The sequence below is a fragment of the Actinopolymorpha rutila genome (genome assembly GCF_013407855.1).
Taxonomy (GTDB): Bacteria; Actinomycetota; Actinomycetes; order Propionibacteriales; family Actinopolymorphaceae; genus Actinopolymorpha; species Actinopolymorpha rutila.
The window spans coordinates 5,885,655-5,911,928 of record NZ_JACBZH010000001.1 but is presented as its reverse complement, the minus strand read 5'-3'; the positions used below and the strand labels follow the sequence as shown (position 1 = coordinate 5,911,928).

Annotated in this window: 24 protein-coding genes; 17 read left to right on the top strand and 7 right to left on the bottom strand. The window is 72.4% G+C overall.

Annotated features, from left to right (window positions below; all coding sequences use genetic code 11):
• Nucleotides 1-37: 37 nt before the first annotated feature.
• Nucleotides 38-529, bottom strand: coding sequence for an inorganic diphosphatase (locus F4554_RS26310; RefSeq protein WP_179790064.1), 492 nt, complete (start codon nt 527-529; stop codon nt 38-40).
• A gap of 386 nt (nt 530-915) precedes the next feature.
• Here F4554_RS26310 and dacB point away from each other — a divergent pair, with 386 nt between their 5' ends.
• The 6 genes from dacB (at nt 916) to folE (ending at nt 8,928) form a co-directional block, all read left to right on the top strand.
• Nucleotides 916-2,607 (top strand): D-alanyl-D-alanine carboxypeptidase/D-alanyl-D-alanine endopeptidase, encoded by a 1,692-nt coding sequence (dacB, locus tag F4554_RS26305; protein ID WP_179790063.1) that lies wholly within the window; start codon nt 916-918, stop codon nt 2,605-2,607.
• 224 nt (nt 2,608-2,831) lie between these two features.
• Nucleotides 2,832-4,046: a zinc-dependent metalloprotease gene (locus F4554_RS26300; RefSeq protein WP_238341408.1), complete on the top strand. Its 1,215-nt coding sequence runs from the start codon at nt 2,832-2,834 to the stop codon at nt 4,044-4,046.
• Between the two features lie 77 nt (nt 4,047-4,123).
• Nucleotides 4,124-5,137, top strand: a complete 1,014-nt coding sequence (gene tilS, locus F4554_RS26295; RefSeq protein ID WP_179790062.1) for a tRNA lysidine(34) synthetase TilS — start codon at nt 4,124-4,126, stop codon at nt 5,135-5,137.
• Nucleotides 5,138-5,206: 69 nt separating this feature from the next.
• A complete protein-coding gene (gene hpt, locus F4554_RS26290) occupies nt 5,207-5,776 on the top strand; it encodes a hypoxanthine phosphoribosyltransferase (RefSeq protein WP_202889467.1) in 570 nt (189 codons plus the stop codon).
• A gap of 414 nt (nt 5,777-6,190) precedes the next feature.
• Entirely contained in the window at nt 6,191-8,212 is a 2,022-nt protein-coding gene (gene ftsH, locus F4554_RS26285; RefSeq protein ID WP_179790060.1) for an ATP-dependent zinc metalloprotease FtsH, read from the top strand.
• 119 nt (nt 8,213-8,331) lie between these two features.
• Nucleotides 8,332-8,928 (top strand): GTP cyclohydrolase I FolE, encoded by a 597-nt coding sequence (gene folE, locus F4554_RS26280; protein ID WP_425546753.1) that lies wholly within the window; start codon nt 8,332-8,334, stop codon nt 8,926-8,928.
• 207 nt (nt 8,929-9,135) lie between these two features.
• Here folE and F4554_RS26275 read toward each other — a convergent pair whose 3' ends face one another.
• The gene (locus F4554_RS26275; RefSeq protein WP_179790058.1) at nt 9,136-9,399 is read right to left on the bottom strand and encodes a DUF2795 domain-containing protein; all 264 of its coding nucleotides are present in this window, start codon (nt 9,397-9,399) and stop codon (nt 9,136-9,138) included.
• Nucleotides 9,400-9,524: 125 nt separating this feature from the next.
• Entirely contained in the window at nt 9,525-10,616 is a 1,092-nt protein-coding gene (locus F4554_RS26270) for an alpha/beta hydrolase (RefSeq protein ID WP_179790057.1), read from the bottom strand.
• Between the two features lie 234 nt (nt 10,617-10,850).
• Here F4554_RS26270 and folP point away from each other — a divergent pair, with 234 nt between their 5' ends.
• The 5 genes from folP to F4554_RS26245 all read left to right on the top strand — a co-directional run bounded on the left by folP (nt 10,851) and on the right by F4554_RS26245 (nt 14,544).
• Nucleotides 10,851-11,693 (top strand): dihydropteroate synthase, encoded by an 843-nt coding sequence (gene folP, locus F4554_RS26265; protein ID WP_179791782.1) that lies wholly within the window; start codon nt 10,851-10,853, stop codon nt 11,691-11,693.
• A 191-nt stretch (nt 11,694-11,884) separates the two neighbouring features.
• Nucleotides 11,885-12,247: a dihydroneopterin aldolase gene (folB, locus tag F4554_RS26260; protein WP_179790056.1), complete on the top strand. Its 363-nt coding sequence runs from the start codon at nt 11,885-11,887 to the stop codon at nt 12,245-12,247.
• Nucleotides 12,244-12,810: a 2-amino-4-hydroxy-6-hydroxymethyldihydropteridine diphosphokinase gene (gene folK, locus F4554_RS26255; protein ID WP_179790055.1), complete on the top strand. Its 567-nt coding sequence runs from the start codon at nt 12,244-12,246 to the stop codon at nt 12,808-12,810. Before folB ends, folK begins: the two co-directional genes overlap by 4 nt.
• Before the next feature lie 5 nt (nt 12,811-12,815).
• Nucleotides 12,816-13,304: a DUF3180 family protein gene (locus F4554_RS26250; protein WP_179790054.1), complete on the top strand. Its 489-nt coding sequence runs from the start codon at nt 12,816-12,818 to the stop codon at nt 13,302-13,304.
• Between the two features lie 169 nt (nt 13,305-13,473).
• The gene (locus F4554_RS26245; protein ID WP_179790053.1) at nt 13,474-14,544 is read left to right on the top strand and encodes a hypothetical protein; all 1,071 of its coding nucleotides are present in this window, start codon (nt 13,474-13,476) and stop codon (nt 14,542-14,544) included.
• A gap of 93 nt (nt 14,545-14,637) precedes the next feature.
• Here the strand turns inward: F4554_RS26245 and F4554_RS26240 are convergent, their stop codons facing one another.
• Nucleotides 14,638-15,855, bottom strand: a complete 1,218-nt coding sequence (locus F4554_RS26240) for an NADH-quinone oxidoreductase subunit D (RefSeq protein ID WP_179790052.1) — start codon at nt 15,853-15,855, stop codon at nt 14,638-14,640.
• Between the two features lie 102 nt (nt 15,856-15,957).
• On the opposite strand from F4554_RS26240, the gene F4554_RS26235 reads away from it, so the two are divergent.
• Nucleotides 15,958-16,452 carry a PH domain-containing protein gene (locus F4554_RS26235; RefSeq protein WP_238341407.1) on the top strand — a complete coding sequence of 165 codons (495 nt, stop codon included), beginning with the start codon at nt 15,958-15,960 and terminating at the stop codon, nt 16,450-16,452.
• Nucleotides 16,449-17,939, top strand: a complete 1,491-nt coding sequence (locus F4554_RS26230) for a PH domain-containing protein (protein ID WP_179790051.1) — start codon at nt 16,449-16,451, stop codon at nt 17,937-17,939. The genes F4554_RS26235 and F4554_RS26230 overlap by 4 nt, the downstream gene beginning before the upstream one ends.
• Here the strand turns inward: F4554_RS26230 and F4554_RS26225 are convergent.
• Nucleotides 17,852-18,937, bottom strand: coding sequence for an SAM-dependent methyltransferase (locus tag F4554_RS26225; protein ID WP_179790050.1), 1,086 nt, complete (start codon nt 18,935-18,937; stop codon nt 17,852-17,854). The two genes, F4554_RS26230 and F4554_RS26225, sit on opposite strands and share 88 nt — an antisense overlap.
• A gap of 120 nt (nt 18,938-19,057) precedes the next feature.
• Between F4554_RS26225 and F4554_RS26220 the strand changes: the two genes are divergently transcribed.
• The 4 genes from F4554_RS26220 (at nt 19,058) to F4554_RS26205 (ending at nt 24,563) form a co-directional block, all read left to right on the top strand.
• Complete coding sequence (locus F4554_RS26220; protein WP_179790049.1) at nt 19,058-20,422, top strand: DUF7134 domain-containing protein; 1,365 nt, start codon at nt 19,058-19,060, stop codon at nt 20,420-20,422.
• Entirely contained in the window at nt 20,419-21,084 is a 666-nt protein-coding gene (locus tag F4554_RS26215) for a response regulator (RefSeq protein ID WP_179790048.1), read from the top strand. Before F4554_RS26220 ends, F4554_RS26215 begins: the two co-directional genes overlap by 4 nt.
• 212 nt (nt 21,085-21,296) lie before the next feature.
• The gene (locus F4554_RS26210; RefSeq protein ID WP_179790047.1) at nt 21,297-22,049 is read left to right on the top strand and encodes an ABC transporter ATP-binding protein; all 753 of its coding nucleotides are present in this window, start codon (nt 21,297-21,299) and stop codon (nt 22,047-22,049) included.
• 3 nt (nt 22,050-22,052) lie between these two features.
• Nucleotides 22,053-24,563, top strand: coding sequence for an FtsX-like permease family protein (locus F4554_RS26205; protein ID WP_179790046.1), 2,511 nt, complete (start codon nt 22,053-22,055; stop codon nt 24,561-24,563).
• Nucleotides 24,564-24,593: 30 nt separating this feature from the next.
• Here the strand turns inward: F4554_RS26205 and F4554_RS26200 are convergent, their stop codons facing one another.
• Together F4554_RS26200 and F4554_RS26195 are read right to left on the bottom strand one after the other, a co-directional pair.
• Nucleotides 24,594-25,292 carry a DUF1707 and DUF4190 domain-containing protein gene (locus F4554_RS26200; RefSeq protein WP_179790045.1) on the bottom strand — a complete coding sequence of 233 codons (699 nt, stop codon included), beginning with the start codon at nt 25,290-25,292 and terminating at the stop codon, nt 24,594-24,596.
• A gap of 228 nt (nt 25,293-25,520) precedes the next feature.
• Complete coding sequence (locus F4554_RS26195) at nt 25,521-26,027, bottom strand: DUF1707 and DUF4190 domain-containing protein (protein ID WP_179790044.1); 507 nt, start codon at nt 26,025-26,027, stop codon at nt 25,521-25,523.
• Between the last annotated feature and the right edge of the window lie 247 nt (nt 26,028-26,274).

Below are 26,274 nucleotides of genomic sequence, written 5' to 3'. Positions count from 1 at the left end.
GGCGCGGTCGGCGCGGTCGGTGGGGTCAGCGGCGGGGTCAGTGACCGCCGTTGTCCTTCGCGCGCTGGATGGAGGCGAGGATCTCCTCCTCGGCCTCGGCGCGGCCCACCCAGGTGGCGCCCTCCACCGACTTGCCCGGCTCGAGTTCCTTGTAGACCTCGAAGAAGTGCTGGATCTCCAACCGGTCGAACTCCGGCACGTCGCTGATGTCCTGCAGGTGGGCCAGTCGCGGGTCATTGGACGGGACACACAGAACCTTGTCGTCGCGGCCCTTCTCGTCGCGCATCCGGAACATCGCGATCGGCCGGGCACAGATAAGGCAGCCCGGGAAGGTGGGTTCCTGCAGCAGGACGAGGGCGTCGAGCGGGTCGCCGTCCTGGCCGAGGGTGTCATCGACGAACCCGTAGTCGGCCGGATACTGCGTCGCGGTGAAGAGGGTCCGGTCCAACCGGATCCGGCCGGTCACGTGATCCATCTCGTACTTGTTGCGCTGACCCTTGGGGATCTCGATCGTCACGTCGACGTCCACAACGCCTGCCTTTCGTCTCAAGGACTGCCCGCACAGTGTCCCGCACGTGCGGAGTTGGCGGTGGCAGGGCGTTCGGCGAACTGCTCGGAACGCCCGATCGTTGCGGATCGGCCCCTCGACGAGGGCCGGCCGTGGGAGGGTCTCGGCAGGTCGGTGCTGTCCAACACGTAAGGTCACCCGGCAGGTCGGGGTATCTGGACGGTGGGCTTTCGGGGGTCGGCCCCTTCGGTGCTGTCGCACGGTTTCCGTGCCGCGCCGGGGAGTCACCCACCCGCCGCCGGCGGATCGGGGAGGAACGACACGTGCCGGATCGACGAGACGACAGGCATGCCCACGGCGGCGAACCCGAGGGGACCGGCCGCGGGGGGCACGGGAGGGAGGGCGCCGTGTCCGACCCGAGCGCCGACTGGTGGGCGGACGAGCGCCGCCGGCGTCAGGCCGAACGCGCCCGGGACGCCGAGGACACCCCGGCCGCCGACCACCCTTCCGCGGATGACCGATCCGCGGACGACCGATCCGCGGACGACCGATCCGCGGACGACCGATCCGCGGAAGACCGATCCGCGGACGACCCGGCTGCCGACCACCCGCGGACCCCGGCCGGCGGGTCCCTGATCGAGACCGGCATCCCCGGGCCTCGCCGGCGCCTGAGCGCGGTGGGGGTGGCGATCCTGCTGGTCTGCGCCCTGGTGGCCGCCGGTGTCGCCGCGGTGGCGACCGGTGCGGTACGCCTGGGTGGCTTCGGGACCGGCGTCGCGCAGTCGCCAGGAGCCGGCCGTAGCTCCTCCTCGTCCTCGCCGACGGCGAGACCCACGCCCACCCGACCGGCCGCGCGGGCCGTCCTTCCGCCCCCCTCCGAGGTGCTTCCCACGGCCTCCGGCCTGGCGGCGGCCCTGAAGTCCGCGCTCGGCGTACCCGAACTCGCCAAGCAGCCCACCTCGGTCGCCATCCGGGACGTCACCTCGGGCCGGCTGCTCTACGGCAAGGACCAGTCGACCGGTTTCATCCCGGCGTCCACCACGAAGCTGCTCACCAGCACCGCCGCGCTCGGCCTGCTCGGCCCGGACCACCGGTTCACCACGAAGGTGGTCCGCGGCGCCAAGGCGGGGCAGATCGTCCTGGTCGGCGGCGGCGACCCGTCGCTGGCGACCGCCGCCGCGAGGAGCCGGATCGTCGACCCCGCGCACAGCTTCCGCGACGCCCCGACGGTGGACGGCCTCGCCGCCGGTACCGCCAAGGCGCTCCGCGCCGCCGGCACCACGTCGGTGGGCGTCCTCGTGGACGACTCGTTGTTCTCCGAGCAGGTCAACCCCGAGTGGGAGGAGCAGTACGTCCCGACCGGCGTGGTGGCCCGGGTCTCCGCGCTGTGGGTGGACGAGAACAAGCTGTCCTGGCCCTCCCAGCTGCCGCGGGCCAAGGATCCGGCGGTGGCGGCCGGCGACGCGTTCGTGGCCGCCCTGCGCAAGAACGGCATCACCGTCACGGGCGAGCCGGCGCACGGCCGGGCACCTGCGAAGGCCGCCACCATCGCGTCGGTGCAGTCACCGCCGCTGGCCGACCTCATCGAACACGTGCTGCTGGTCAGCGACAACGACGGCGCGGAGATCCTCGCCCGGCAGGTGGCGGTGGCCTCGGGGAAGCCGGCGACGTCCGCCGGAGCGGCCGCGGCGGTCAAGGCGGAACTCGCCCGGCTCGGCGTGGCGGGGGCGGACAAGATCTCGTTGTATGACGGAAGCGGGCTGTCCCGGCACAACCGGATCAGTGCCGACGTACTCAGCAAGGTTCTCGTGGTGGCGTCCCGGTCGCAGAACCCGAAGCTTCGCCCGCTCCTCACCAGCCTGCCGATCGCCGGCTTCACCGGCAGCCTCGCCCGGCGGTTCGGCGGGTCCGACGGTGTGGGCCTGGTGCGGGCCAAGACCGGCACGCTGAGTGGAGTGTCGTCGCTGGCCGGCCTGGCGACCACCAGGGACGGTGCCACGCTGGCCTTCGCCGTGATGTCGGACAAGGCCACCAAATACGACCCCCACGGGGCGATCGACAACCTCGCGGCCAAGCTCGCCACCTGCGGTTGCCGCTGACCGGAAACCGGTTCGGGGGCGAGCCCGGTCCGCTCGACCCGGACCCCGGGCCGTGGACCGACCCCCCGCAACTGCCCTGCGCAATCTCCTGCGCAATCTCCCGGGCAATCTCCCGGGCAATCTCCTGGGCAGTCCCCGGGAGACCCGCAGGGACCTGCCCTGGCCGGGCCCGGAGCTTTCGCATCGCTCGCTGGAGCGTCGGCGGGAGCGCGTACGGTGGGGGAATGAGTCAAACCGAGGCAGCTGACGGCATCGACTCCATGGTCGACTGGGACCTCGCGCTCACGACCGCACGCCGTCTTCTTCGACCCGGACCCGACGTCAGCGTCGACGAGGCGCGACGGGTGGTCGCCGACCTTCGCGAGTTCGCCCAGCAGGCCGAGGGACACGTGCGCGCCTACACCGGACTGCGGGCCACCGGCGCCCGGGCTCCGGTCGTCGTGGTCGACCGTGCCGGCTGGACCCAGGCCAACGTCGACGCGTTCCGGCAGATCCTCGAGCCGCTGGCCGAGAAGCTGGCCGAGCGGCGCGGGTCCGACTCGCCGATGGGCGCCCTCGGTTCACGGGTGACCGGTGTGGAGACCGGTGCCCTGCTGGCGTTCCTGTCCAGCAAGGTGCTCGGGCAGTTCGACCCGTTCTGGTCCGACGACACCCCGGCGGCGGTGCCCGAGCCGCGGCACAGCGCGGAGCAGCCCCACGACGCCGGCACCGGCGCGTTCGTCGAGCCCGTGGGCGGCCCCGACGGCCACTCCGCCGAGGTGGCGGCGACCGCGCCGCCGGTGGGCCGGCTGCTGCTGGTCGCCCCCAACGTCGCCCACATCGAACGCGAGCTGGAGGTCGACCCGCGCGACTTCCGCCTGTGGGTGTGCCTGCACGAGGAGACCCACCGCGTGCAGTTCACCGCCGTCCCGTGGCTGCGCGACCACCTCCGTGGCCAGATCAGGTCGTTCCTCGAGCACACCGACCTCGACCCGAGTGCGGTGTTCGGCCAGCTGCGCCAGGGTCTGGAGCAGGTCGGCCGGATGGCCCGCGGCGGCGGCGAGCAGGGTATGTCGTTCCTCGACCTGGTGCAGACCCCCGAACAGCGGGAGGTGCTCGACCGGGTCACGGCCGTCATGTCCCTGCTGGAGGGTCACGCCGACGTCGTGATGGACGGCGTGGGCCCGGAGGTCATCCCGTCCGTGGCCACGATCCGCGACCGCTTCCAGCAGCGCAGGGGCGGTGGCAACTGGCTCGACCAGCTGCTCAAGCGCATGCTCGGCCTGGACGCGAAGCTCCGGCAGTACCGCGACGGCGCGGCGTTCGTGCGCACCGTCGTCAGCCGGGTGGGCCAGGACGGCTTCAACCAGGTCTGGTCCGGTCCGGACGCGCTGCCGACCAAGACCGAGATCACCGACCCCGACGCCTGGGTGCGGCGGGTGCACGGCTTCCCGAACTGACCCGGCACCGACCTGCACCGACCGGCATCCGAACGCGCACCGAACCAGCACCGAAGAACCGGAGCGAAGGCTGATCCATGGGGCCGCACCCCGCCGTCGCGTCGGTCCGGCTGGCGGTCCGCCGGGCACTCGCCGACCTCCCACCGGGGGCGCGGGTGCTGGTGGCCTGCTCCGGCGGCGCCGACTCCACCGCGCTGGCCGCGGCCACGGCGTTCGAGGCCGCGCGGGCGGACTGGTCCGCCGGCGCTGTGACAGTCGACCACGGGCTGCAGGCCGGGTCGGCCGAGCGCGCCGCCGCGGTCGAGGCGTTCCTCCGGACCCTCGGCCTGTCGCCGGTGGAGACGGCGACCGTACGAGTCGAGGGAGCAGGCGGACCCGAGGCGGCCGCCCGGCGGGCCCGGTACGCCGCGCTGGACGAGGTGGCCGACCGGCACGACGCGGCCGCCGTCCTGCTCGGGCACACCCTCGACGACCAGGCCGAGACCGTGCTCCTCGGCCTGGCCCGCGGCTCCGGTACGCGTTCGCTGGCGGGGATGTCGCCCGGCGGCGCCGAGGCCGGGCGCTACCGCCGCCCCCTGCTCGGCCTGACCCGCGCCACCACCGAGGCGGCGTGTACGGCGGAGGGGCTGAGGTTCTGGTCCGACCCGCACAACACCGACCCGGCGTACACCCGCTCCCGGGTACGCCACCAGGTGCTGCCGATGCTCGAACGCGAGCTCGGCCCCGGCGTCGCCGCCGCCCTGGCCCGTACCGGTGACCTGCTCCGAGACGACGCCGACGCGCTGGACGAGTGGGCCGGCGAGGCGTACGCGAAATGTCGTACGCCCCGGCTGACGGGTCCGGGGGAGGGCGGAAGTGCGGTCTCGCTCGACGTCGAGGTGCTCGCCGTGCTGCCGGCGGCGATCCGGCGCCGGGTGCTGCGGCACGCGGCCCTGGCGGCCGGTTGCCCCGGCACCGACCTCACCGCGGGCCACCTCTGCGCGCTCGACGCCCTGGTCACCGACTGGCACGGCCAGGCGTGGGTGGAGGTGCCCGGCGACGTTCGGGTCACCCGGGGTGACGGAGAGATTCGCCTACGCCGGGAGCGGTGACGCGGCGCGGGGTGCGGGTCCCCGAGGCCGGGCAGGTGTGGGACGCTGACGCCAGATGCCCGGTTCGAGATGCGGAGCTGCGCGGTGGACCCCGAGCACATCAGTCAGGACCTTAAGGCCGTCCTCCTCACCGAGGAGGAAATCCAGAGCAAGATCCTCGAGCTCGCCGCCGCGGTCGAACGCGACTACGACGGCAAGGAGCTCCTGCTCGTCGGCGTGCTGAAGGGCGCGGTCATGGTCATGGCCGACTTCGCCCGCGCGCTCACCCGGCACGCCGAGATGGACTGGGTGGCGTACTCCTCCTACGGCTCGGGCACGCGCTCCTCGGGTGTGGTGCGAATCCTCAAGGACCTCGACACCGACATCACCGGGCGCAACGTGCTCATCGTCGAGGACATCATCGACACCGGGCTCACGCTGTCCTGGCTGGTGGCCAATCTGCGGTCCCGGGGTGCGGCGTCGGTGGAGATCTGTACCCTTCTGCGCAAGCCGGAGGCGGCCAAGATGGCCGTCTCGGTGAAGTATGTCGGTTTCGACATTCCCGACGAGTTCGTCGTCGGTTACGGCCTTGACCACGCCGAGCGTTACCGAAACCTGCGCTGTGTCGGCACGCTCGCACCACACGTGTACTCCGACTGAACGGCTCGGCCCGAACCACCCGGATCGGGCACCGGACTGAGCAGCCGACCGGGCGGGCATCGGGTAGGAGAGGCGCCGAAGGGAGGCCGACTGGGAGGCAGCCGCCACGACCGCACGAGGTCGGCGCGTCGCTCGGCGTGCCGGTTCGGGGTTGTTTCGCCCAGATCCGCACCACTAACGGGTGCGGCTGGGAACACTCGACCTGACCTGCGACGTTGCGTCTGTTGAGATAGACGGGCCAGAGTACGCCGTGGTGTGTCGGCCGAGTGGCCGGTGTACCGTCGTACTCTCCTCACGTCGTGGGGCAAGAGCGGTGCGATCACCGTTCGAGGGACGGTCGTTCTGAAGCACCGCAGCGCCCACTGGCGATGCGGAACGATGAGCAGGAGGGACGGGGCCTAAAGCCCCGGGAGTATGGACGTCAAGCGATTCTTCCGCGGGCCGATCTTCTGGATCGCCGTACTCATCATCGCGATCCTGTTCGTCGGTGAAATCGCCTCGCGGTCGGGCGGTTTCCAGGCCGAGGACACCTACAAGGTCGTCGACCAGATCCGGTCCAACCGCGTCGCCTCCGCCGTCATCGTCGGCGGCACCGACCAGGAGATCCGGATCACCACCAAGGACGGCAAGAAGTTGCGCGCCGCCTGGGTGAACGGCCAGGACCTCGAGCTGCAGAAGCTGCTCCAGCAGAAGGCCGACCAGAAGCAACTGCCCCAGGGCTACAACGTCGAGATCGCACAGCCCAGCCTGTTCGGGTCGCTGCTGTCGACCCTGTTGCCGTTCGTGCTGATCGCCCTGCTGTTCCTGTTCCTGATGAACCAGTTCCAGGGCGGCGGCAGCCGCGTGATGAACTTCGGCAAGTCCAAGGCCAAGCTGATCAGCAAGGACACCCCGAAGTCCACGTTCAACGACGTCGCCGGCTGCGACGAGGCGATCGAGGAACTCGGCGAGATCAAGGAGTTCCTGCAGGAGCCGGCGAAGTTCCAGGCCGTGGGAGCGAAGATCCCGAAGGGCGTTCTCCTCTATGGCCAGCCCGGCACCGGTAAGACCCTGCTGGCCCGCGCGGTCGCGGGTGAGGCCGGCGTCCCCTTCTACTCCATCTCCGGTTCGGACTTCGTGGAGATGTTCGTCGGTGTCGGCGCCTCCCGGGTGCGCGACCTGTTCGAGCAGGCCAAGGCCAACGCGCCCGCCATCGTCTTCATCGACGAGATCGACGCGGTGGGCCGCCACCGCGGCGCCGGCCTCGGCGGTGGCCACGACGAGCGCGAGCAGACCCTCAACCAGTTGCTGGTCGAGATGGACGGCTTCGACGTACGCGGCGGAGTCATCCTGATCGCGGCCACCAACCGGCCCGACATCCTCGACCCGGCACTGCTGCGCCCGGGCCGCTTCGACCGGCAGATCAGCGTCGAGGCGCCCGACCTGCTCGGCCGGCACAAGATCCTCCAGGTGCACGCGCGCGGCAAGCCCGTCCAGCCCGAGGTCGACCTGCTGGCAGTGGCCCGGCGCACGCCCGGATTCAGCGGTGCCGACCTGGCCAACGTGCTGAACGAGGCGGCGCTGCTCACCGCCCGGCAGAACAAGAAGCTCATCGACGACGACTCCCTCGACGAGGCCATCGACCGGGTGATCGCCGGTCCGCAGAAGCGCACCCGCCTGATGAGCGACAAGGAAAAGAAGATCACCGCCTACCACGAGGGCGGGCACGCCCTGGTGGCGGCGGCGCTGCCGGGCACCGACCCGGTGCACAAGGTCACGATCCTTCCGCGCGGCCGGGCGCTCGGTTACACCATGGTGCTGCCGGACGAGGACAAGTACTCCACCACCCGGTCGGAGATGCTGGACAAGCTCGCGTACATGATGGGTGGCCGGGCCGCCGAGGAGCTCGTCTTCCACGACCCGACGACCGGTGCGGCCAACGACATCGAGAAGGCGAGCGCGCTGGCCCGGGCGATGGTCACGCAGTACGGCATGACCGAACGCCTCGGCGCCATCAGGTTCGGCGAGAACAACGGCGAGCCCTTCCTGGGTCGCGACATCGGCCACCAGCGCAACTACTCCGAAGAGGTCGCCGCCCTGGTCGACGAGGAGGTCCGCCGCCTGGTCGACAACGCCCACCAGGAAGCGTTCGACATCCTGGTCGAGAACCGCGACGTCCTGGACAGCCTCGTGCTGGAGCTGTTCGAGCACGAGACCCTGGACAAGGGCGAGATCGAGACGGTCTTCCAGCCGATCCGCCGCCGTCCGATCCGGCCCGCCTGGACCGGGTCGCCCACCCGCCGGCCGTCCGACATCCCGCCGGTCGACGCACCGGTGGCGCTGTCGCCCAACGGCAACCAGCCCGAGGGTGGCCTGGTGATCGCACCGTCGCCGGAGGGCGAGTCCGACGTGCAGGGCGGACGCCCGACTCCGGGGGACCACGCCGAGCCGTCGTGACGCCCGGCCGGGATCGACGGGCCGACGACGACCGGCGACGACCGGCCAACGGGGATCCACGAGGCACAGGGACCGACGACAGGACTGCCGTGACCGCAGACGCGAGTGGCGTGACTGACGTGAGAGATCTGCACGAAGCCGCCGAGATACCGCCGTTCGACCACGGCCGGGCCGAACGCGCCATCCGTGAGCTGCTGCTCGCGGTGGGGGAGGACCCCGACCGCGAGGGGCTGCGCGACACCCCGGCCCGGGTCGCCCGGGCGTACGCCGAGATGTTCGCCGGCCTCCGGATGTCGCCGGAGTCGGTGCTGAGCACGACGTTCGACCTCGGCCACGACGAGATGGTCCTGGTCAAGGACATCGAGGTGTGGTCGGTGTGCGAGCACCACCTGGTGCCGTTCACCGGCAACGCGCACATCGGCTACATCCCGAACGCCGAGGGGCAGATCACCGGGCTGTCCAAGCTGGCCCGGCTGGTCGACGTGTACGCGAAGCGGCCACAGGTGCAGGAGCGGCTCACCACCCAGGTGGCGGACGCGATGATGCGCATCCTGTCTCCCCGCGGCGTCATCGTGGTGATCGAGTGCGAGCACCTGTGCATGACCATGCGGGGCGTACGCAAGCCGGGCGCGAAGACCGTGACGTCGGCGGTGCGCGGACAGCTGCGCGACCCGACGACCCGGGCCGAGGCGATGAGCCTCATCATCGGCGCCTGAGCGGGGCCCCCGACTCCGGCGCCTGGCACGCGGCCACGCCCCGACTTTGTCCCGAGCGGTGCCGGCGGCCCTCCTGGCAGGGAGAGCCGCCGGCACCGTCGTACTGAACAGAGGGATTCGAACTTCACCTGGGGGATTCGTACTGCGCGGGCGGATCCGGCCTGCGCAAGGGGACTCGGGTGGTGCCTCGAGGCCGGTCGCCTCGTCCTACAACCCGACCGGGACGTGCGGCATGTGCACCCACAGCTGGCGCTGGTGGATGTAGTGCCGGTCGGGGATCTGCTCCAGCAGCGAGACGACCTCACGTCGGGCGCCCTGGGCACGTGCGGTTTGGACGAGCTGGCCGCGGGAGGCGGGGCCGGTCGCGAACGCGTCGTCGAGAATCTCCAGGATCTCGACCCGGGTGACGGGCTCGGCGGGCGCGACGTCGGCCGGGGGGATGACGGTGACGTCGGCGGTGGCGGGGCTCATGACTCTCCTTTCACGTGGGCGGCCGGAATCTCCGCCGCCCTTTCGAGCTGTGACCCATCCCTCACCCGCAGTCAACGTACCAAAGGTCCCCGGCTTTCGGGCCCTTCCCCGGCAATCCCCGGCAATCAGCGCAGGGCGTCGAGCAGCATGGGCAGCGAGCGGTGGAGTTCGCGTTGCCAGTAAGGCCAGCTGTGGGTTCCGGGCCCGTAGAAGTGGGTCTCCAGCTGATGTGCCCCGGCCTGCCGCAGCCGGTCGGCCAGCACCCGATTCTCGGACTCGAAGAGCGTCTCGTACGCGCTCGTGCGCCCCGGCGGGTCGAGCGGACCCGCCTGGCCGTTGCCGCAGGACAGGTAGAGCGGGAGGTGCCGCAGCCGGGGCACCAGGTCCGCCGGGTTGTGCGCGGCCCACACGCTCGCCTGGGCACGCGGGTCGCCCCACAGCCTCAGCGGGTCGTCGACGTAGCCGCCGGCCAGGTCGAGGACGAACTGCGTCGCGCCGGGCGTGTACCGGGTGTCGACGACGCCGCTGTCCGACGCGGCGGCGCGGAACATCCCCGGGTGCCGGCCGGCGTACGACAACGCGCCGAAGCCGCCCATCGACAGCCCGGCGACCACCCGGCGGTTGCCGGCGCCGTAGTCGCGTTCGACGATCCGGCGTACCTCCGTCAGGTGGAACCGCTCCCAGGCGGGCGGACCTGCCTGCCCGGCGTTGTACCAGTCGCTGTAGAAGCCGACGTTGCCCGCCTCCGGCATCACCACGAGAACGTTCCGCAGCCCGGGGATGGTGGCCACGTCGGTGAGCGCTGTCCAGCTGGTGTAGTCGCCGCAGCAGCCGTGCAGCAGGTAGAGCACCGGCCAGTGCTGCCCCGGACTCCGGTGCTCCCAGCCGTCCGGCGTCAGCAACCGGACCTTGGCGGTCGTACCGAGCGCCGGTGAGTCGATCGTCAGGTCGACCTGGCGGGGCGCGACCTGCTCCTCGTCGACGACCCGGGCACCACCGGCCGCGGCGGTGGTGTCGGCGGTGGTGGCCTCCGCCGGTGTGCCCGGCGCGGCCGCCCGAGCCGTCCGGGCCGGCAGTGCCACGGTGACCACGGCGGACAGGGCGAGCAGGAACGCGGCGAGGAGGACGGCGACGCGACGGGTGTCGGAGCGAGGCTCTACGATCGCCGCGCGGGCGACGCCGGCCGGCGCCGCGGATCTGGTGGGGTCGAAGGACATCCGGTGACCTCCCGGTTCGGGGTGGCTGGGCAGATGGCTGGGCTGATGCCGAGCTGAATGCCGAGTTGGTGTCGCGCTGAAGGTCGTGGTGGCCTGACTGCGCGTCAAGGCCTGCCGCCGACGTTGGCCACCGGCGCCGGGCGCCACGAGACGAAGTGAGGTGAGGTCGTGCGGGTGAGCGGTGTACCCACGGCATACCTCCCTGGCCTGCCCCAGCCCCGCCGCGCGCTGGTGATGGGGGTCATCAACGTCACGCCCGACTCGTTCTCCGACGGCGGCCAGTGGCTGGAGCCCGACAAGGCGATCGCCCACGGCCACGAGCTGCTCGGCGAAGGCGCCGACCTGCTCGACGTGGGCGGTGAGTCGACCCGTCCCGGCGCCGACCGGCCCTCTGAGGAGGAGGAGCTGGCCCGGGTCCTGCCGGTCGTGCGGGCGCTGGCCGGCGCCGGTGCGCTGGTCTCGGTCGACACCATGCGCTCGCGGGTCGCCCAGGAGACGGTCGAGGCCGGCGCGGTGATGGTCAACGACGTGTCCGGCGGCCTGGCCGATCCGCGGATGCTGCCCTTCGTCGCGGGCGCGGGGGTCCCGTACATCTGTATGCACTGGCGGGCGCACTCGGCGCGGATGCAGCAGCACGCGACCTACGACGACGTGGTGGAGACGGTGGTCACCGAGCTGGGTGACCGGTTGGCGGCCGCCGAGGCCGCGGGCATCGCGCCGGAGCGGCTGGCGATCGACCCGGGCCTGGGGTTCGCGAAGACCGGCGAGCACAACTGGGCGTTGCTGGCCGGGTTCGACCGGCTGGCCTCGCTCGGCCGCCCGGTGCTGGTCGCCGCCTCCCGCAAGACGTTCCTCGGAAACCTGCTGGCCGACCCCGAGACCGGGCAACGGCGACGCACCGTCGGCCGCGACGACGCCAGCGCGGCGGTCGCGGTGCTGGCGGCGGCGGCCGGTGCGTGGTGTGTCCGGTCTCACGCCGTCCGGCCAACTCTGGACGGTGTCAAGGTGGCCGCCGCCTGGGGTGCGGCCCCGACAGGGCACGACACCGGCCGCGACCGACCCGAAACCCGCACGTGATCACCACCTGGCGACCCCCGCGAACACGCTGTGACCAGGCCGTGAGCGGGTGGTGAACACTGTGGGGATCGCTCACCCGCCCTGCCATCAGCCGTGCCGCGAACGAAACAAACAGGCCCCTCGGGTTGTCGTTATGACTGGGCGCGCCGGTACTGTCTGGCCAGGGATGTTTCGACCGGGAGGAGGACATAGTGGCTGATCTGATCACCCTGCGTGGGCTCCGCGTCTTCGGCCACCATGGTGTCCACCCGGAAGAGCGCGCACAGGGTCAGACCTTCGTGGTCGACGTGGCACTCGGCGTCGACACCCGGCCGGCGGCCCTGGCCGACGACCTGTCGCAGACACTCGACTACTCACTGCTGGCGACCCAGGTCGCCGACGCCGTGGGCAGGCAACCCGTTGACCTCATCGAGACGGTGGCGCAGCGCGTCGCCGACCTCTGCCTCGACCACCCGCGGGTCGAGCACGTCGAGGTCACCCTGCACAAGCCCGAGGCGCCGGTCGGGCTTTCGCTCGACGACGTCGCCGTGACCATCCACCGGAGCCGTACGTGAACGAGACCCCCAACCCGCACATCATCGACGCCGACACGTTGACCGGTGGGTTCCGCCCGATCCGGCGGGTCGTGGTCGCGCTGGGCAGCAACCTGGGCGACCGGGTTGCCAACCTGCAGGGCGCCCTGAACGCGGTGGCGGACACCCCGGACCTCGAGGTCGTCGGGGTGTCGCCGGTCTATGAGAGTGCGGCCGTCGGCGGACCCGAGGGCTCGCCCGACTTCCTGAACGCCGTGGTGGTGGTCGACTCGACGCTGCACGCCCGCACCCTGCTGGAGCGGGCGCTGGCGATCGAGGACGCCTTCGGCCGGGTTCGCACCGAGCCGGGCGCTCCCCGCACCCTCGACGTCGACCTGGTAGTGGTCGGCGACAAGGTGATCGAGGAGGACGACTTCGTGCTCCCGCACCCCCGCGCGCACGAGCGGGCGTTCGTGGTCCTCCCGTGGGCGTCGGTCGACGCCGACGGCGTGATTCCCGGCCAGGGCCGGGTCGGCGACCTCGCCGGTGAGGTGGACACCACGACGATCACGCGTGTGCACGGCCTCGAGCTGCGCATCGAGTGAGACCGGTGCGTACGACGCGGCCAGCGGTACTGGTCGCCCTGATCCTGATCGGTGGCGCGGTCGCCTGGAGTGGTGTCGGCATCCTGCAGGCGATGGGGCAGACGGTCGGGCGGACTCCGTGGTCCGCGCCCGGCGGGCTGGCGTTCTTCGCCGCCCTGCTGCTGCTCGGCGCGTGGTACATGTACGACCGGATCCACCGCAAGCAGCGCTCGGTCGACGGGCTGACCGCCGTCCGGCTGCTCGCCCTGGCCAAGGCCAGTGCGCTCGTGGGTGCGCTCGCCACCGGGGTCTACGCCGGGATCGCGATCCGGTTCCTTCCCAGCGCCGACATCCCCGACGTCCGCACCCGGGTGATCCGGGCGGCGGTGACCGTCGTCGCCGCCGTGGCCGTCATGGTCGGCGGGCTGCTGCTCGAACGCGCCTGCAAGGTGCCGGAGGACCCCGACCAGGAAGAGCGCGCCGCGCGGCGCGGCGGGAACGGCCGCGAGTCCTGACGTCCGCGTCGTGTTCCTGCGGCGCCGCATGGGGCCGACTGCCTGCTTACGGGCGCGCTCCTGCCGGTTTCGTCCCGATCCCGTGTCGCCCTCGTGACGTGAGGTAGTCGACACTCGGTAAATGCCGGATATGCCACACATCGACAGCGACAAACCGTAATCTCCTCCCATGCCACGTCAGGGGGATCACCGCGTACGTCATCTCGCCAGGTGGGTGGCGACTCCGGTGCTGGTGCTGAGCGCCGCACTGGTGTTGTTCGCTCTCACCCAGGGCGCTCCGGCGCTACTGGCAGGTGCTGCCATCACCACGCTCGTGTCCGGAGTCGTCGCGGTGGCCGTCTACGACGTCGAACTACTACGTGCCCGGCGCGCGCACGGCGCCGACCGGGCCGCCCAGGCGCGTTCCTACGCCGCGATGTACGCCGCACACGTCCGGGTGATGGCGCAGGGCTTCACGCTCGCCAACAACCGCCAGCGGCTCGAGGTCCCCGGCAAGTCCACGGGTGACGAGGCCGCCGGTACGCCGAAGGCCGCGCCGCCCGCGAAGGTCGGGCAGGTCACCACGGTGGCCCGCGCGGTGACGCCGGTGCGCACCCAGCGGCGTGCTGTCGGCAGCGGAAACCAGGTGGAGTGGGACAGCCTCGCCGGTGCCGGCGAAGGGGTCCGGTCCGAGGCATCCGCCGAAACGGTCAAGCCGGCGGAGAAGGCCGAGCCCGCGGACAAGGCCAAGCCCGCTGCGGAGAAGGCGGAGGCCGCCGAGAAGGCCGAGCCCGCGAAGAAGGCCGAGCCCGCGAAGAAGGCCGAGCCCGCGAAGAAGGCCGAGCCCGCGAAGAAGGCCGACAAGCCCGCGGACAAGGACAAGGCCGCGGACAAGGACAAGGCCGCGGACAAGGACAAGGCCGCCGAGAAGGTCGACAAGCCCGAGGCCGAGCACACGCCGGCGGCCGAGAAGGCCGACAAGCCGGAGGAGGAGGGGCAATCCGCGGCGCCGGAGCTGTGGAAGAGCCTCCCCGAGGCACCCACGGTCGTCGACCTCAAGGCGTGGGAGGTACGCGCCCGGATCGCCGAAGAGGAGCGCGCCGCCCAGCAGGAGGCCCAGGGCAGGTCCTCGGACGCCGAGCAGGACGCCAAGCGCGACCAGCCCGCCGACGGTGACGCCGCCGAGAAGGCCGCGCCGGCGAAGGCCGTCGAGGCCGACGCCCGCGAGGAAACCCCCGTCCAGGAGCGCAAGGGCGCCTGACCGCCGACCATCCGAGAGTACGAACGACAGCCAGGAAGCGGGCCGGCCGAGCGAGTCTCGGCCGGCCCGCTCTCAGTTGGTCGACCGGCCGGGCTACTTGTCGATGTCGCCGACCACGAAGAACAGCGACCCCAGGATCGCCACCAGGTCGGCGACGACACAGCCGGGTACGAGTTCGGGCAGGACGGCGATGTTGTTGAACGACGCCGAGCGCAGTTTCAGCCGCCACGGCGTCTTCTCACCGCGCGACACGAGGTAGTAGCCGTTCAGGCCGAGGGGGCTCTCGGTCCAGGCGTACGTCTGTCCCTCCGGCGCCTTGAGGATCTTCGGCAGCCGGACGTTGACCGGACCTGGCGGCAGTGAGCGCAGCCGGTCCACGCAGGCGCGCGCCAGGTCGAGGGAGACGTGGATCTGCTCCCGCAGCACGTCGAACCTCGCGAACGAGTCGCCCTCGGTGCGGGTGACCACCCGGCCGGGGCCACCTGGTCCGAAGAGTTCGCCGTACGCGAGGTACGGCTCGTCCCGGCGCAGGTCGATGTCGACACCGCTGGCCCGGGCGATCGGCCCCGAGACGCCGTAGGAGTGCACCAGGTCGGCCGAGAGCACGCCGACACCACGGGTGCGGGCCCGGAAGATCTCGTTCCCGAAGATCAGGTCCTCCAGGTCGGGCAGCCGGTGAGCCACCGCGCCGACCGCGGCGTCCACCCGGTCCAGCCAGCCGGCGGGCAGGTCCTCCTTCAGGCCGCCGACCCGGTTGAACATGTAGTGCATCCGGCCGCCGGAGATCTCCTCCATGACCTGCTGCAGCGTCTCCCGCTCGCGGAAGGCGTAGAAGATCGGCGTGATCGCGCCGACCTCCAGCGGGTAGCTGCCGAGGAACATCAGGTGGTTGAGGACGCGGTTGAGCTCGGCCAGCAGGGTGCGTGCCCACACCGCACGGACCGGCACCTCGATGCCGGTCATCCGCTCGACGGCGATGACCACGCCGAGTTCGTTGGCGAACGCCGACAGCCAGTCGTGCCGGTTGGCGAGCATGATGATCTGGCGGTAGTCGCGTACTTCGAACAGTTTCTCCGCGCCGCGGTGCATGTAGCCGACGACGGGTTCGCATCCGACGATCCGCTCGCCGTCGAGGGTGATCCGCAGTCGCAGCACGCCGTGGGTGGCCGGGTGCTGGGGGCCGATGTTGAGGATCATGTCCTGGGTGGCGAGCTCGTCCCCGCCGCCCCGCTCGTAGCGTTCCGTCCCACCGGACAGGCCGGCGGCTCCCGCGCCGAGGCTCACGATCCGTTCGGTCGTCACGTCGACCATGCTCGCACGCGGGCGGCCGGTCGATCAGCACGCCTCGGCGGCCGGCCCGGCAAGTCCCCTCGGCCACAGGCTCGGCGGGCCCCCTTCGCTCAGCTAATCTCCATGGCTATGGACACGTTGTTCGCGCCGCCAGGGGAGCGGTGGCAACCGGTGTCCCCTCGGCTGTGTCAGCTACGGCGGGTGATCCTGGGGTTCTGGACCGGCCTGCTGGGCCTGGCCGGCGCGGCGGCCGCGGGCCTGCTCCTGGGGTGGGGCTACGCCGCGGCGGTGGTGGCGGTGGCGGCCGTCGTCTTCGGCTGGGGCTGGTGGGTGGTCGGGCGCAACTGGCGTTCGTGGGGGTACGCCGAGCGGGGCGACGACCTGCTGGTCACCCACGGTGTGTTGTTCCGGACGCTGGTGGTGGTGCCGTACGGCCGGATGCAGTTCGTCGACGTCACGGCCGGCCCGGCAGAGCGGAAGTTCGGGATCGCCAAGGTGCAGTTGCACACCGCCACCCCGGCCACCGACGCCGAGATCCCCGGGCTGCCACCCGAGGAGGCCGAGCGCCTGCGTGACCGGCTGGCCGCGCTGGGCGAGGCGCGGGCAGCGGGCCTGTGAGCGAGCAGGAGGCGCACCGCGAGCCGCTCGCCGCCGGGACACCGCTGCCGGACGGCCGCGACCCGGCCGCGGTCACCGCGCTGCGCCGGCTGCACCCGGCCACCCCGGTGCTGAACGGCTGGAAGTGGTTCGCGCTCGCGATCGCGGCGATCGGCCAGAACGCCGTCCGGGACCTGAACTACAAACTGTTCGGGCTGCAGGTGCTGGCCGCGCTGGTCCTCGGCGTGGTGCTGGGGACGTTCTCGTGGTGGTTCACGAAGTACCGCATCGAGGGCGAGGAGCTGCGGATCGAGAGCGGCTTCCTGTTCCGGCGGTCGCGGCGGATCCGGATCGACCGGCTGCAGGCGGTCGACATCGTGCGGCCGGTGCTGGCGCGGTTCCTCGGGGTGGCCGAACTCCGGCTGGAGGTCGCCGGTGGCGGCAAGACCGAGGCCCCGCTGGCGTACCTGAACGAACCCGGCGCCCAGCGGCTGCGGGCGGAGCTGCTGGCCCGCGCGGCCGGCCTCGACGCGGACACCCCGGAGGCGCCCGAGCACCAGCTGGTCGCCGTGCCACCGGGTGTCCTGCTGGCGTCCACCGTCGTGAGCGCGCCGTTCCTCACCGCCGTGCTGGGGTTCGTGGTGGTCGCGATCGCGTCGGTGGTCGCGGGCGAGATCGTCGGACTGGCGTTCCTGCTGCCGTGGGCGCTCGGCGGGCTCGGGGTGGTGTGGCGGCAGTTCGTCGGCGAGTTCGGCTTCACCGTGAGCCAGTCGCCGGACGGGCTGCGGATCCGCAAGGGCCTGCTGGACACCTGGGCGCAGACGGTCCCGCCGGGCCGGGTGCAGGGCGTGGAGATCGAGCAGCAGTTCCTGTGGCGGCCGAAGGGCTGGGTGAAGCTGTCGGTCGACGTGGCGGGGTACGGCGGGAAGGGCTCGGAGGGCCAGACGTCGTCCACGCTGCTGCCGGTCGCGCCCTGGCCGGTGGCCCGGGCGCTGCTGGAACGCGTCCTGCCGGGTGTGGACGTGGACGCCGTGGTCCGGGCCGGCGCGCCGCGGCGGGCCCGCTGGCTGCGCCCGATCGGCTGGCGCTACCTACGGCACGGTGCGGACGACCGGGTCTTCGTCAGCGACGCCGGCTGGCTGACCCGGCGTACCGAGGTCGTGCCGCACGTCAAGATGCAGAGCGTGCGGGTCACCCAGGGGCCGTACCAGCGACTGCTCGGACTGGCCAGCGTGCACGTCGACACCCCCGTCGGCCCCGTGAACGCGGTCGCTCTGCACCGTGCTCCCGAGGTGGCCCTGGACCTGCTGCGCGACCAGGCCGAGCGCTCCCGGCTGGCCAGGCGCACCGCCGGGCCCGAGCGCTGGATGCAGCACCGGACGACGGTCGCCGTGGTCCCATCGGCGGCGCCGGTCGAGCCTCACTCGACGGAGGACGCGGAAGGTGGCGTACGGCTGGAGGGCGACGGTGACAGCGCCGTGGGCGGATCCGGCTCGCCCAGCGCCTGACGCAGGTCGACCGTCCGGGAGCCTGCCCGCGTGCCTGCCGGGGCGAACTTCGCCTGGGCCAGCCACCAGAAGTCGCCGAGCCCGCCGGGCGCGACGAGCTCGGCCGCCTCGCCGGCGCGGGACAGCGCACGCAGATAGCCCACCGGGTCCGAGCCGGCCATCGCGAGCGGCGGCCGGGCGCCGTCCACGCCCAGCGCGGTCAGCGCCGCGCGCTGGGAGGTGAGCAGCGTCTCGTCGGCACCGGCGCGTTCGCCCGCCCGGGCCACCGCGTCCACCGCGACATGGGCCGTGATGTCGCAGGAGCGGTCGGGTACCGGCGCGACCGGTCGCCCCGCGCGGTAGCCCCGCAAGGTGCCCGCCGGTGGGCGTCGCCACCGCACGTGGCTGTAGTCGACGGCGAGTGCGAGCCCGGACCGCAGCCGGCGTACGACCTCGGCCCAGGCCAGGTCTCGCGGCCGGCCGATCTCCGCGCGGGCGCCGGGCGGTCCGTCGGCCAACGGCCACCAGTCGGCCAGCCAGGCGAGGTCCTCCGCGCCCACGGGGTCGCCCAGGCGCTCGTCGCCGGTGGCGGCGTCGACCTCCACCAGCCGGGGCACCCGGGCGTCGTCGAGCTCGGCGACGTCGACGGGGATGTCGTCCAGCCACTCGTTCGCGACCAGCAGCCCGTCCAGCTCCTCCGGAAGGTCGGCCGACCACCGCACGGACGCGGGCAGACCAGCGGGCCGCTCGGCCACCTCGATCCCGACCAGCTGGAGGTCCGGGTCGAGGTCGTGCAGCGCGCGCAGGAGTTCGCCCCGCCCGGCGCCGACGTCGACCACGGTGCGCGCGCCGACGGTCCGGGCCAGCCGCAGCAGTGCCGCGGCGAAGGCGGGGGAGACGTGCACGGACGTACGAAAGTGCGCGGCCGGCGCCTGCGTACGGAAGAACCCCTCCGCGCCGTACAACGCCTCCTCGGTCGCGGCCCGCCACGTCCGCCAGTCCCGTCTCGCGTCCCCCATGGCGGCGACCCTATGCGGTCCGACCGTCGTTCGCGGGGTGTTGGGGTCCTGCCCGGGGACGGTCGTTCGTCCTACCCAGGGTGGACGCTCGCCGTCGTGACCCGACGTACGCTCAGGCTCGTGCGCCTCCACCAGCTCTACGACTGGCCGCGTCGCCGGCCCTATCTCGTGGACGGCGCGCTGGCCGCCTCGATCGCGACGTTCGGCCTGCCGGTCGGTTACGCCGTGGACCAGCTGGTCGGCCTTCTCGTCAGCGCGGCGATGACCGTCCCGCTGGTGTGGCGGCGCCGCTACCCGATGCGCGTGTTCCTCGTGGTCACCCTGGCCTGCCTGGCCCAGGTGGTGTTCATGAGGTCGCCGATAGGTGCCGACGTCGCGTTCCTCTTCGCGCTCTACTCCGCCAGCGCCTACTCCCGGCAGACGGCGGCCCGGATCGGCGCGCTCCTGGTCGGTGCGATCGGGTCGTTCCTGGGGCCGGTCGACTGGGGCCTGTTCACCTACTCCCGGCGGGGCGCGCTGGACGTGCTGCTGCCAGGTCTCGTCCTCCTGGCGGTGGTCGCGTTCGTGTGGACGTTCGGCGACCTCATGCGCACCCGCCGGGCGTACGTCGGCGAGCTGGAGGAGCGCGCCCGGCGGCTGGAGTTCGAACGCGACCAGCAGGCCAGGCTGGCCCGTTCGGCCGAGCGGGCCCGGATCGCCCGCGAGCTGCACGACGTGATCGCGCACTCGTTGTCGGTCGTGGTCGCCCAGGCCGACGGCGGGCTGTACGCCGGGGCCAAGGACGCCGAGGCGGCCAGGACCGCCCTGGCCACCATCGGCAAGACCGGCCGGCAGGCGCTGGCGGAGATGCGTCGGCTCCTCGGCGTACTCCGGACCGACTCCGCGCCCTCGGTCGTCCCCGCCGAGTTGGCCTCGAACGGGTCCGGTGAGCTGCCGTACGCCCGGCCGGACAGACGGCCGGAGGTCCACTCGGACCCGCGCTCGGGCCCACGCTCGAATCCCCGCCGGGACCTCGGGCCGGGCAGAACCGTCGGGGAGCCGGTCGCCTCCGAAACCGCCGGACCCGAGCTCGCCCCCCAGCCGAGCCTGGCCCAGCTCCCGGACCTGATCGAGCAGGTGCGTGCCAGCGGCCTGCCGATCGAGGTGGAGGTCGACGGCCACGAGCGTCCGCTCGCCGGCGGCACCGAGCTCGCGGCGTACCGCGTCGTGCAGGAGGCGCTGACCAACACGCTCAAGCACGGCGGGCCGCACACCAGCGCCAGCGTCCGGCTGCGTTACGACCGGGACCGGCTGCGGGTCCACGTCCTCGACGACGGTCGCGGCGGTGCGGCGCACGGCGACGGCAACGGGCACGGCATCCTTGGCATGCGCGAACGCGTCGCGGTCTACGGCGGCCTGCTGCGGGCCGGCCCGCGGATCGGGGGCGGCTTCGAGGTGCTGGCGGAGATTCCGCTCAGCGGAGACGAGACGAGGGTGGGCACGTGAAGATCCGGGTCTTCCTGGTCGACGACCAGGTGCTCGTCCGTACCGGCTTCACGATGGTGGTCGACTCCCAGCCGGACATGGAGGTCGTCGGCCAGGCGGGCAACGGCGCCGAGGCTCTCGAACGCCTCAGCGTGGTCGGCGCCGACGTCGTTCTGATGGACGTACGCATGCCCCGGATGGACGGCGTGGAGGCGACCCGTCGGCTGCGGACGCGCGGCGAGGCGGCCCCCCGGGTGATCGTCCTCACCACCTTCGACCTGGACGAGTACGCCTTCACCGCGCTCAAGGCCGGTGCGGCGGGGTTCCTGCTCAAGGACGCGCCACCGGACGACCTGCTCTCGGCGATCCGGGCGGTGCACTCCGGTGACTCGGTGGTCGCGCCGAGCACGACCCGCCGACTGCTGGAACGCTTCGCCCCGCATCTGCCCGACCGGGAGGAACGCCCCGACGAGCGGGTCACCGGCCTCACCGAACGCGAACGCGAGGTGTTGCTGGAGGTGGCCCGCGGCCTGTCCAACGCCGAGATCGGTGCCCGGCTGCACCTCGCCGAGGCGACCGTGAAGACGCACGTGGGCCGGATCCTCGCCAAGCTGGGGTTGCGTGACCGGGTGCAGCTGGTGGTCTTCGCGTACGAGAACGGCCTGGTCCGCGCCGGCCGCTGAGGTGCGGTTTCCTGGAGGGCTGTCACTGGTCGACGGCAACCGGCCCGTAGGGGTGTGCCGTACGCCGCAGGTCGTACCCGCCACACCGCAGGCCGTACGTACGAACCATCGACGGCCATCATCGCGGCGGACGCCCGCCGAAGGCCTGGGAACCTAGGCTCGACGATGGTTCGCCACGGGGGCGGACCCCTGCTCCACGAAGGAGTCCGCGCATGACATCCGCGCCATCGACGGTCGGCGTCCAACCGGCCGCCAGCGCCGTCAACCTGGTCAAGACCTACGGCTCCGGCCCCACTGCGGTCCGGGCACTGGACGGCGTTTCGCTGGAGTTCGGCGCGGGGCAGTTCACCGCGATCATGGGCCCGTCCGGGTCGGGCAAGTCGACGCTGATGCACTGTCTGGCCGGACTGGACGCGGCGACGTCGGGTTCGGTCATGCTCGGTGGCACCGACCTGACCTCGCTGTCCGACCGGCAGCTCACGGTGCTGCGCCGGGAGCGGGTCGGTTTCGTCTTCCAGGCGTTCAACCTGATGCCCACGCTGACCGCCGGGCAGAACATCACGCTTCCGCTGGAGCTGGCCGGCCGCCGGCCGGACGAGAACTGGCTGACCACGCTGGTGGACGTGCTCGGCCTCGCCGACCGGCTGCGGCACCGCCCGTCCGAACTCTCCGGCGGCCAGCAGCAGCGGGTGGCGATCGCCCGCGCGCTGGCGTCCCGCCCGGACGTCGTCTTCGCCGACGAGCCCACCGGAAACCTCGACTCCCGGACCGGTGCGGAGGTGCTGTCGTTCCTGCGCCAGTCGGTACGCGAGTTCGGGCAGACGATCGTCATGGTCACCCACGACCCGGTGGCCGCGTCCTACGCCGACCGGGTGGTGCTGGTCGCCGACGGCCGGGTGGTCGGCGAGATCGACCGGCCGTCCGCGGACGCGGTGCTGGACGCGATGCGTGAGCTGGGGGCCTGACCGATGCGCCGGATGATCCTCGCCGCCCTTCGCGGGCACGCCGGACGGTACGTCGCCGGCGGCCTGGCCATCATGCTCGGCGTCGCGTTCGTGGCCACCGCGCTGATGGTGCTGAGCTCCGCCCAGGCCGCGATGGCACAGGCCGCGGGCGCGCAGTACGCCCGGGCCGACCTCGTGGTCACCAACTCCGAGGAGCCGATCACCCCGGCGGTGGTCGACCGGCTCGACCGCCTCGACGGGGTGGCAGGCGTCGCCGGCCTCGCCGGTGCCGGTGTCCGGGTGACGTTCCCCGACGCGTCCCGGCCGACCTTCGCGGGCGTGTCCGGACTGCCCGCCGACCCGTCCTTCCGTTGGCACCGGGTCGACACCGGCCGGCTGCCGTCCGGACCGGACGAGGTGGCCGTTCCCCGCGACCTCGCTCGTGACCGGGGCCTGAAGGTCGGCTCGGTGCTGCGGGTTCACCCCGAGAAGGGCCCGGCCCGTGCGGTGCGGGTGGTCGGCGTGGTCAGCGGTGGGACGCTGCTGGACAGCTCCTCGCTGGTGGCCGACGACCGGGCGATCGCCGCCTGGTCCGGCGAGGTGACCTACGGCGAGGTGCTCGTGCGCACCACGTCCGGTGCGGACCAGGCCGCCGTGACCGACCGGCTGCGCAAGGACCTCAAGGGTGCGACGGTGCAGACCGCCGAGCAGCGCACCGACGACCAGGTCGCGTCGTTCACCAACGGCGTCGACGTGCTCGGCGGCTTCCTGCTCGGTTTCGCGGGCATCGCGGTCTTCGTGGCCACGCTCGTGGTGGCCAACACGTTCACCATCCTGCTCGCCCAGCGCACCCGGGAGCTCGCCCTGCTGCGCTGCGTCGGCGCCCTTCGCCGGCAGATCTTCGGGTCGGTGGTGGTCGAGTCGCTGCTGCTCGGCCTGGCCGCCTCGATCGCCGGGATCGCTGTCGGCACCGGGCTGGCCGGGCTCGCGGTGGTCCTGCTGGGCCGGTCGCCGCTCGGCATCCCGACCGGCGGGCTGGTGGTGACCCCGGCCGGGATTCTCGTACCCCTCGTGGTCGGTCTGGTCACCACCGTGCTGGCCGCACTCGCCCCCGCCCGCCGCGCGACCAGGGTGTCGCCGCTGGCGGCGCTGCGGCCGGAACTCGCGGCCGGTGCCCGGTCCCGGGCCGGGATCGTCCGGACCACGCTCGCGGTGCTGTGCGTGCTGGCCGGCGCGGCCGCGTTGTTCGGTGCGATGAAACTGACCAGCTTCCTGGCCGCGCTCGCGGTCGGGATCGGCGGCGGGCTGTTGTCGTTCGTCGGGATCCTGCTCGGCGCACCCCTGCTGGTGCCCGCGTTGGTACGCCTCCTGGGCGCGCTGACCGGAGGGCTCGGCGGCCCGCCGGCCCGGCTGGCCGTCGGCAACGCGGTTCGCAACCCGCGGCGCACCGCGGCCACCGCCGCGGCCCTGCTGGTCGGCGTGACCCTGATCGCGATGATGAGCGTCGGCGCGGCGTCGGTGCAGAAGTCGTTCCACGCCTCGCTGGACAGCAGGTACCCCCTCGACCTCAGCGTGGACGTCTCGACCGGTGCCCTGCCGGACGCGGTGGTGAGGGGCGTGCCGAGGGTCGAGGGTGTCTCGCGTACGGCGACCCTCACCAGCGCGCAGGTCCGGGTCGCCGCATCCGGTCGGTCGACGGGTCGGTCGGCGCCGGGGCAGTCGATCGAGACGTCGGTCACCGCGGTGGACCCCTCGGCGGCGAACGCGGTGCTGCGCAACCCGAAACTGCTCAGCGGCCTCGGCGATCGTACGGCGATCATGGGGCCGTCCACGGCGAACTCGATCGGCGTCGACAACGGCGGCCGGCTCGTCCTCGATACGGGGAAGTCCCGGCTCGAGCTGCGGGCACAGGTGACGCGAAGCGACGCCCTCCCGCAGGTGCTGGTGAGCTCGGCCGACCTGGCGCGGCTCGCCCCGAACGCACCGATCACCACGGTCTGGGCCAGGATCGCCGACACCGCCGACGGCACCCAGGTGGTCAGCCGGGCCCAGGAGGTGGTCGGGAACGACGACACCATCCACCTCGGCGGCGCCGCACCCGAACGAGCGGTCTATGACAAGGTCCTGAACGTGCTGCTGCTGGTGGCCACCGGCCTGCTCGCCGTGGCGGTGGTGATCGCGCTGGTCGGCGTGGGCAACACGCTCAGCCTGTCGGTGCTCGAACGCACCCGCGAACAGGCGATGCTGCGCGCACTCGGGCTCACCCGGGGCCAGCTGCGGGCGATGCTAGCCGGTGAGGCGTTGCTGATCGCCGCGGCCGCGGTGGTCGCGGGGCTGGTGCTCGGCACCGCGTACGGCTTCGCGGGTACGCGGATTCTGCTGGGCGAGGTGACCTCGCACATCGAGCTCGGCGTTCCGTTCGCCCGGCTGGTGCTGGTGGCGGCGGTCGCGCTGGCGGCCGGGCTGGCCGCGTCGGTGCTGCCGGCGCGACGTGCGGTACGGGTGCCCCCGGCCGCCGCGATCGGCACCGAGTGAGGCGGAAGGACGAGCCGGCAGCTCAGGGGTTCAGCGGCCGAGGCCCAGCACCACCGACAGCACGAACACCAGCGCCACGACGGCGAGTTCGAGGTAACCCAGGATCAGGCCGGTGACCGCGAGCCCGATGCCGTCGCCGTTGGTCCGCCGGATGCGGGCCAGGGCGAGATGCCCGGTGACGATGGCCGGTACGGCGCTCATGCCGGTGGTGCACAGCCCAAGGACCGCGCAGGCGACGGACACCTTCGCCAGCGGCTCGGTCGCGCGTACCGGCGCGGGCACGTAGTTGGCCCACGGGTTGGCCAGGGGTGCGGGTGGTGCGGGCGGCAGCCGGTTCGCGGGATAGCCGGGGTTGACCGGGTGCGTGCCGGGGAGCGCGCCCGGAAGCGCACCGGGATACATGCCGCGTACGCCTGGCAGCCGGGGCTGCCCGGGGTGCTGGCCGATCCCGCCGAACGGCATCGTCGGCGGGATCGCCTGGGCCGGTTGCGCGGCCGGCAGCTGCTCCGCCGACTGCTGCTGGGGAATCGGGAACGGGGTGGGACCGACGGGGAGGTCGGCGATGAGCTCGGCGAGTTCGCCGTACGTACGGGCTTCCATCACAGCATCGACGCGGTCGTGGTGCTCACCCCAGTCGAGCCGGCCTTCTGCGAGGGCTGCCTTGAGCACGTCGGCCGCGCGTTCCCGGTCGGCGTCGGACGCCCGCATCGAGTGCCAGTCGGTGCTCATGTCACCCCCAGCCTCTGGGAGCCGGCCCACGCTGGAGGCGGCCCGGCGTACCTTCCCCTCTCGCCATTGTGCCGCCGGATCCGGGGAATGGCCGCTCTCTCATCCAGACCGCCCGTGAGGTCGGTCGTTCCCCGTAGCTCCCGAATGCCCCGGGACGCGTGGTGTCGCCGGGGAGATTTGAACGGTTCGGGACGGTTGGACGGTCGGGTCCGGTGGCCTGGCAGGTCGTCAGTGGCCGAGGCCGGCGATGATCCCCGCCAGGATGAACAACGTGCCGCCGACGGCCTGGAGGTAGCCCAGGACCAGCCCGCCGATGGCCATCCCGCGGCCCTCGTCGCCGGAGTTGGCGATGCGGCCCAGGGCGAGGTGGCCGGTGACGATGGCGGGGATGGCGGACAGGCCGCAGGTCAGCGGCGCGACCGCCCCCATGATCAGGGACGCCTTGGCCAGTGGCTCGGTCCGCCGCGTCGGGACGATCGCGTTCGTTCCCCACGGGTTGGCCTGGAGCGCCTGGTTGGCGGCGTCGAAGGAGGGTGGCATGAACGGCGCCGGCCCGGCCGGAAGGTCGGCCACCTGGCGCTGAATCTCGCCGTAGGTCTGGGACCGCATGACCGCGTCCAGACGGGTGCGGTGCTCGGTGGGGTTGAGGCGGCCCTCGGCGAACGCCGCCTTGAGGATGTCCGCCGCGCGCTCACGGTCGGCGTCGGACGCGCGCATCGTGTGCCAGTGGTTCATGCGCCCCCCTCGGCGGCTTCGAGGCCCCGCTGCCCGTGCGGTGCGATCTTGGATCAGGTTACGTCGCTCCCGGCCGTTCGGCAGGGGTGTGGTGACCACGGCCTACACAGGCCGGGATGAGTGACGGATGAGTACGGATACGCCTGTACGCCACCAGTACGCTGGCCACGCCGCGGAACCGGTCTCGTACGAACTCCCGGCGACGCCGCGGAATCGCCATGGAACCGCGACGGAATCGACACCGGAT

Excerpts from the sequence above, each read along its gene's own strand:
- F4554_RS26300 (WP_238341408.1), top strand. The coding sequence starts at position 2,832 with ATGAGTCAAACCGAGGCAGCTGACGGCATCGACTCCATGGTCGACTGG.
- tilS (WP_179790062.1), top strand. The coding sequence starts at position 4,124 with ATGGGGCCGCACCCCGCCGTCGCGTCGGTCCGGCTGGCGGTCCGCCGG.
- hpt (WP_202889467.1), top strand. The coding sequence starts at position 5,207 with ATGCGGAGCTGCGCGGTGGACCCCGAGCACATCAGTCAGGACCTTAAG.
- ftsH (WP_179790060.1), top strand. The coding sequence starts at position 6,191 with ATGGACGTCAAGCGATTCTTCCGCGGGCCGATCTTCTGGATCGCCGTA.
- F4554_RS26275 (WP_179790058.1), bottom strand. The coding sequence starts at position 9,399 with ATGAGCCCCGCCACCGCCGACGTCACCGTCATCCCCCCGGCCGACGTC.
- F4554_RS26270 (WP_179790057.1), bottom strand. The coding sequence starts at position 10,616 with ATGTCCTTCGACCCCACCAGATCCGCGGCGCCGGCCGGCGTCGCCCGC.
- folP (WP_179791782.1), top strand. The coding sequence starts at position 10,851 with ATGGGGGTCATCAACGTCACGCCCGACTCGTTCTCCGACGGCGGCCAG.
- F4554_RS26245 (WP_179790053.1), top strand. The coding sequence starts at position 13,474 with ATGCCACGTCAGGGGGATCACCGCGTACGTCATCTCGCCAGGTGGGTG.
- F4554_RS26240 (WP_179790052.1), bottom strand. The coding sequence starts at position 15,855 with ATGGTCGACGTGACGACCGAACGGATCGTGAGCCTCGGCGCGGGAGCC.
- F4554_RS26235 (WP_238341407.1), top strand. The coding sequence starts at position 15,958 with ATGGCTATGGACACGTTGTTCGCGCCGCCAGGGGAGCGGTGGCAACCG.
- F4554_RS26225 (WP_179790050.1), bottom strand. The coding sequence starts at position 18,937 with ATGGGGGACGCGAGACGGGACTGGCGGACGTGGCGGGCCGCGACCGAG.
- F4554_RS26210 (WP_179790047.1), top strand. The coding sequence starts at position 21,297 with ATGACATCCGCGCCATCGACGGTCGGCGTCCAACCGGCCGCCAGCGCC.
- F4554_RS26205 (WP_179790046.1), top strand. The coding sequence starts at position 22,053 with ATGCGCCGGATGATCCTCGCCGCCCTTCGCGGGCACGCCGGACGGTAC.
- F4554_RS26200 (WP_179790045.1), bottom strand. The coding sequence starts at position 25,292 with ATGAGCACCGACTGGCACTCGATGCGGGCGTCCGACGCCGACCGGGAA.
- F4554_RS26195 (WP_179790044.1), bottom strand. The coding sequence starts at position 26,027 with ATGAACCACTGGCACACGATGCGCGCGTCCGACGCCGACCGTGAGCGC.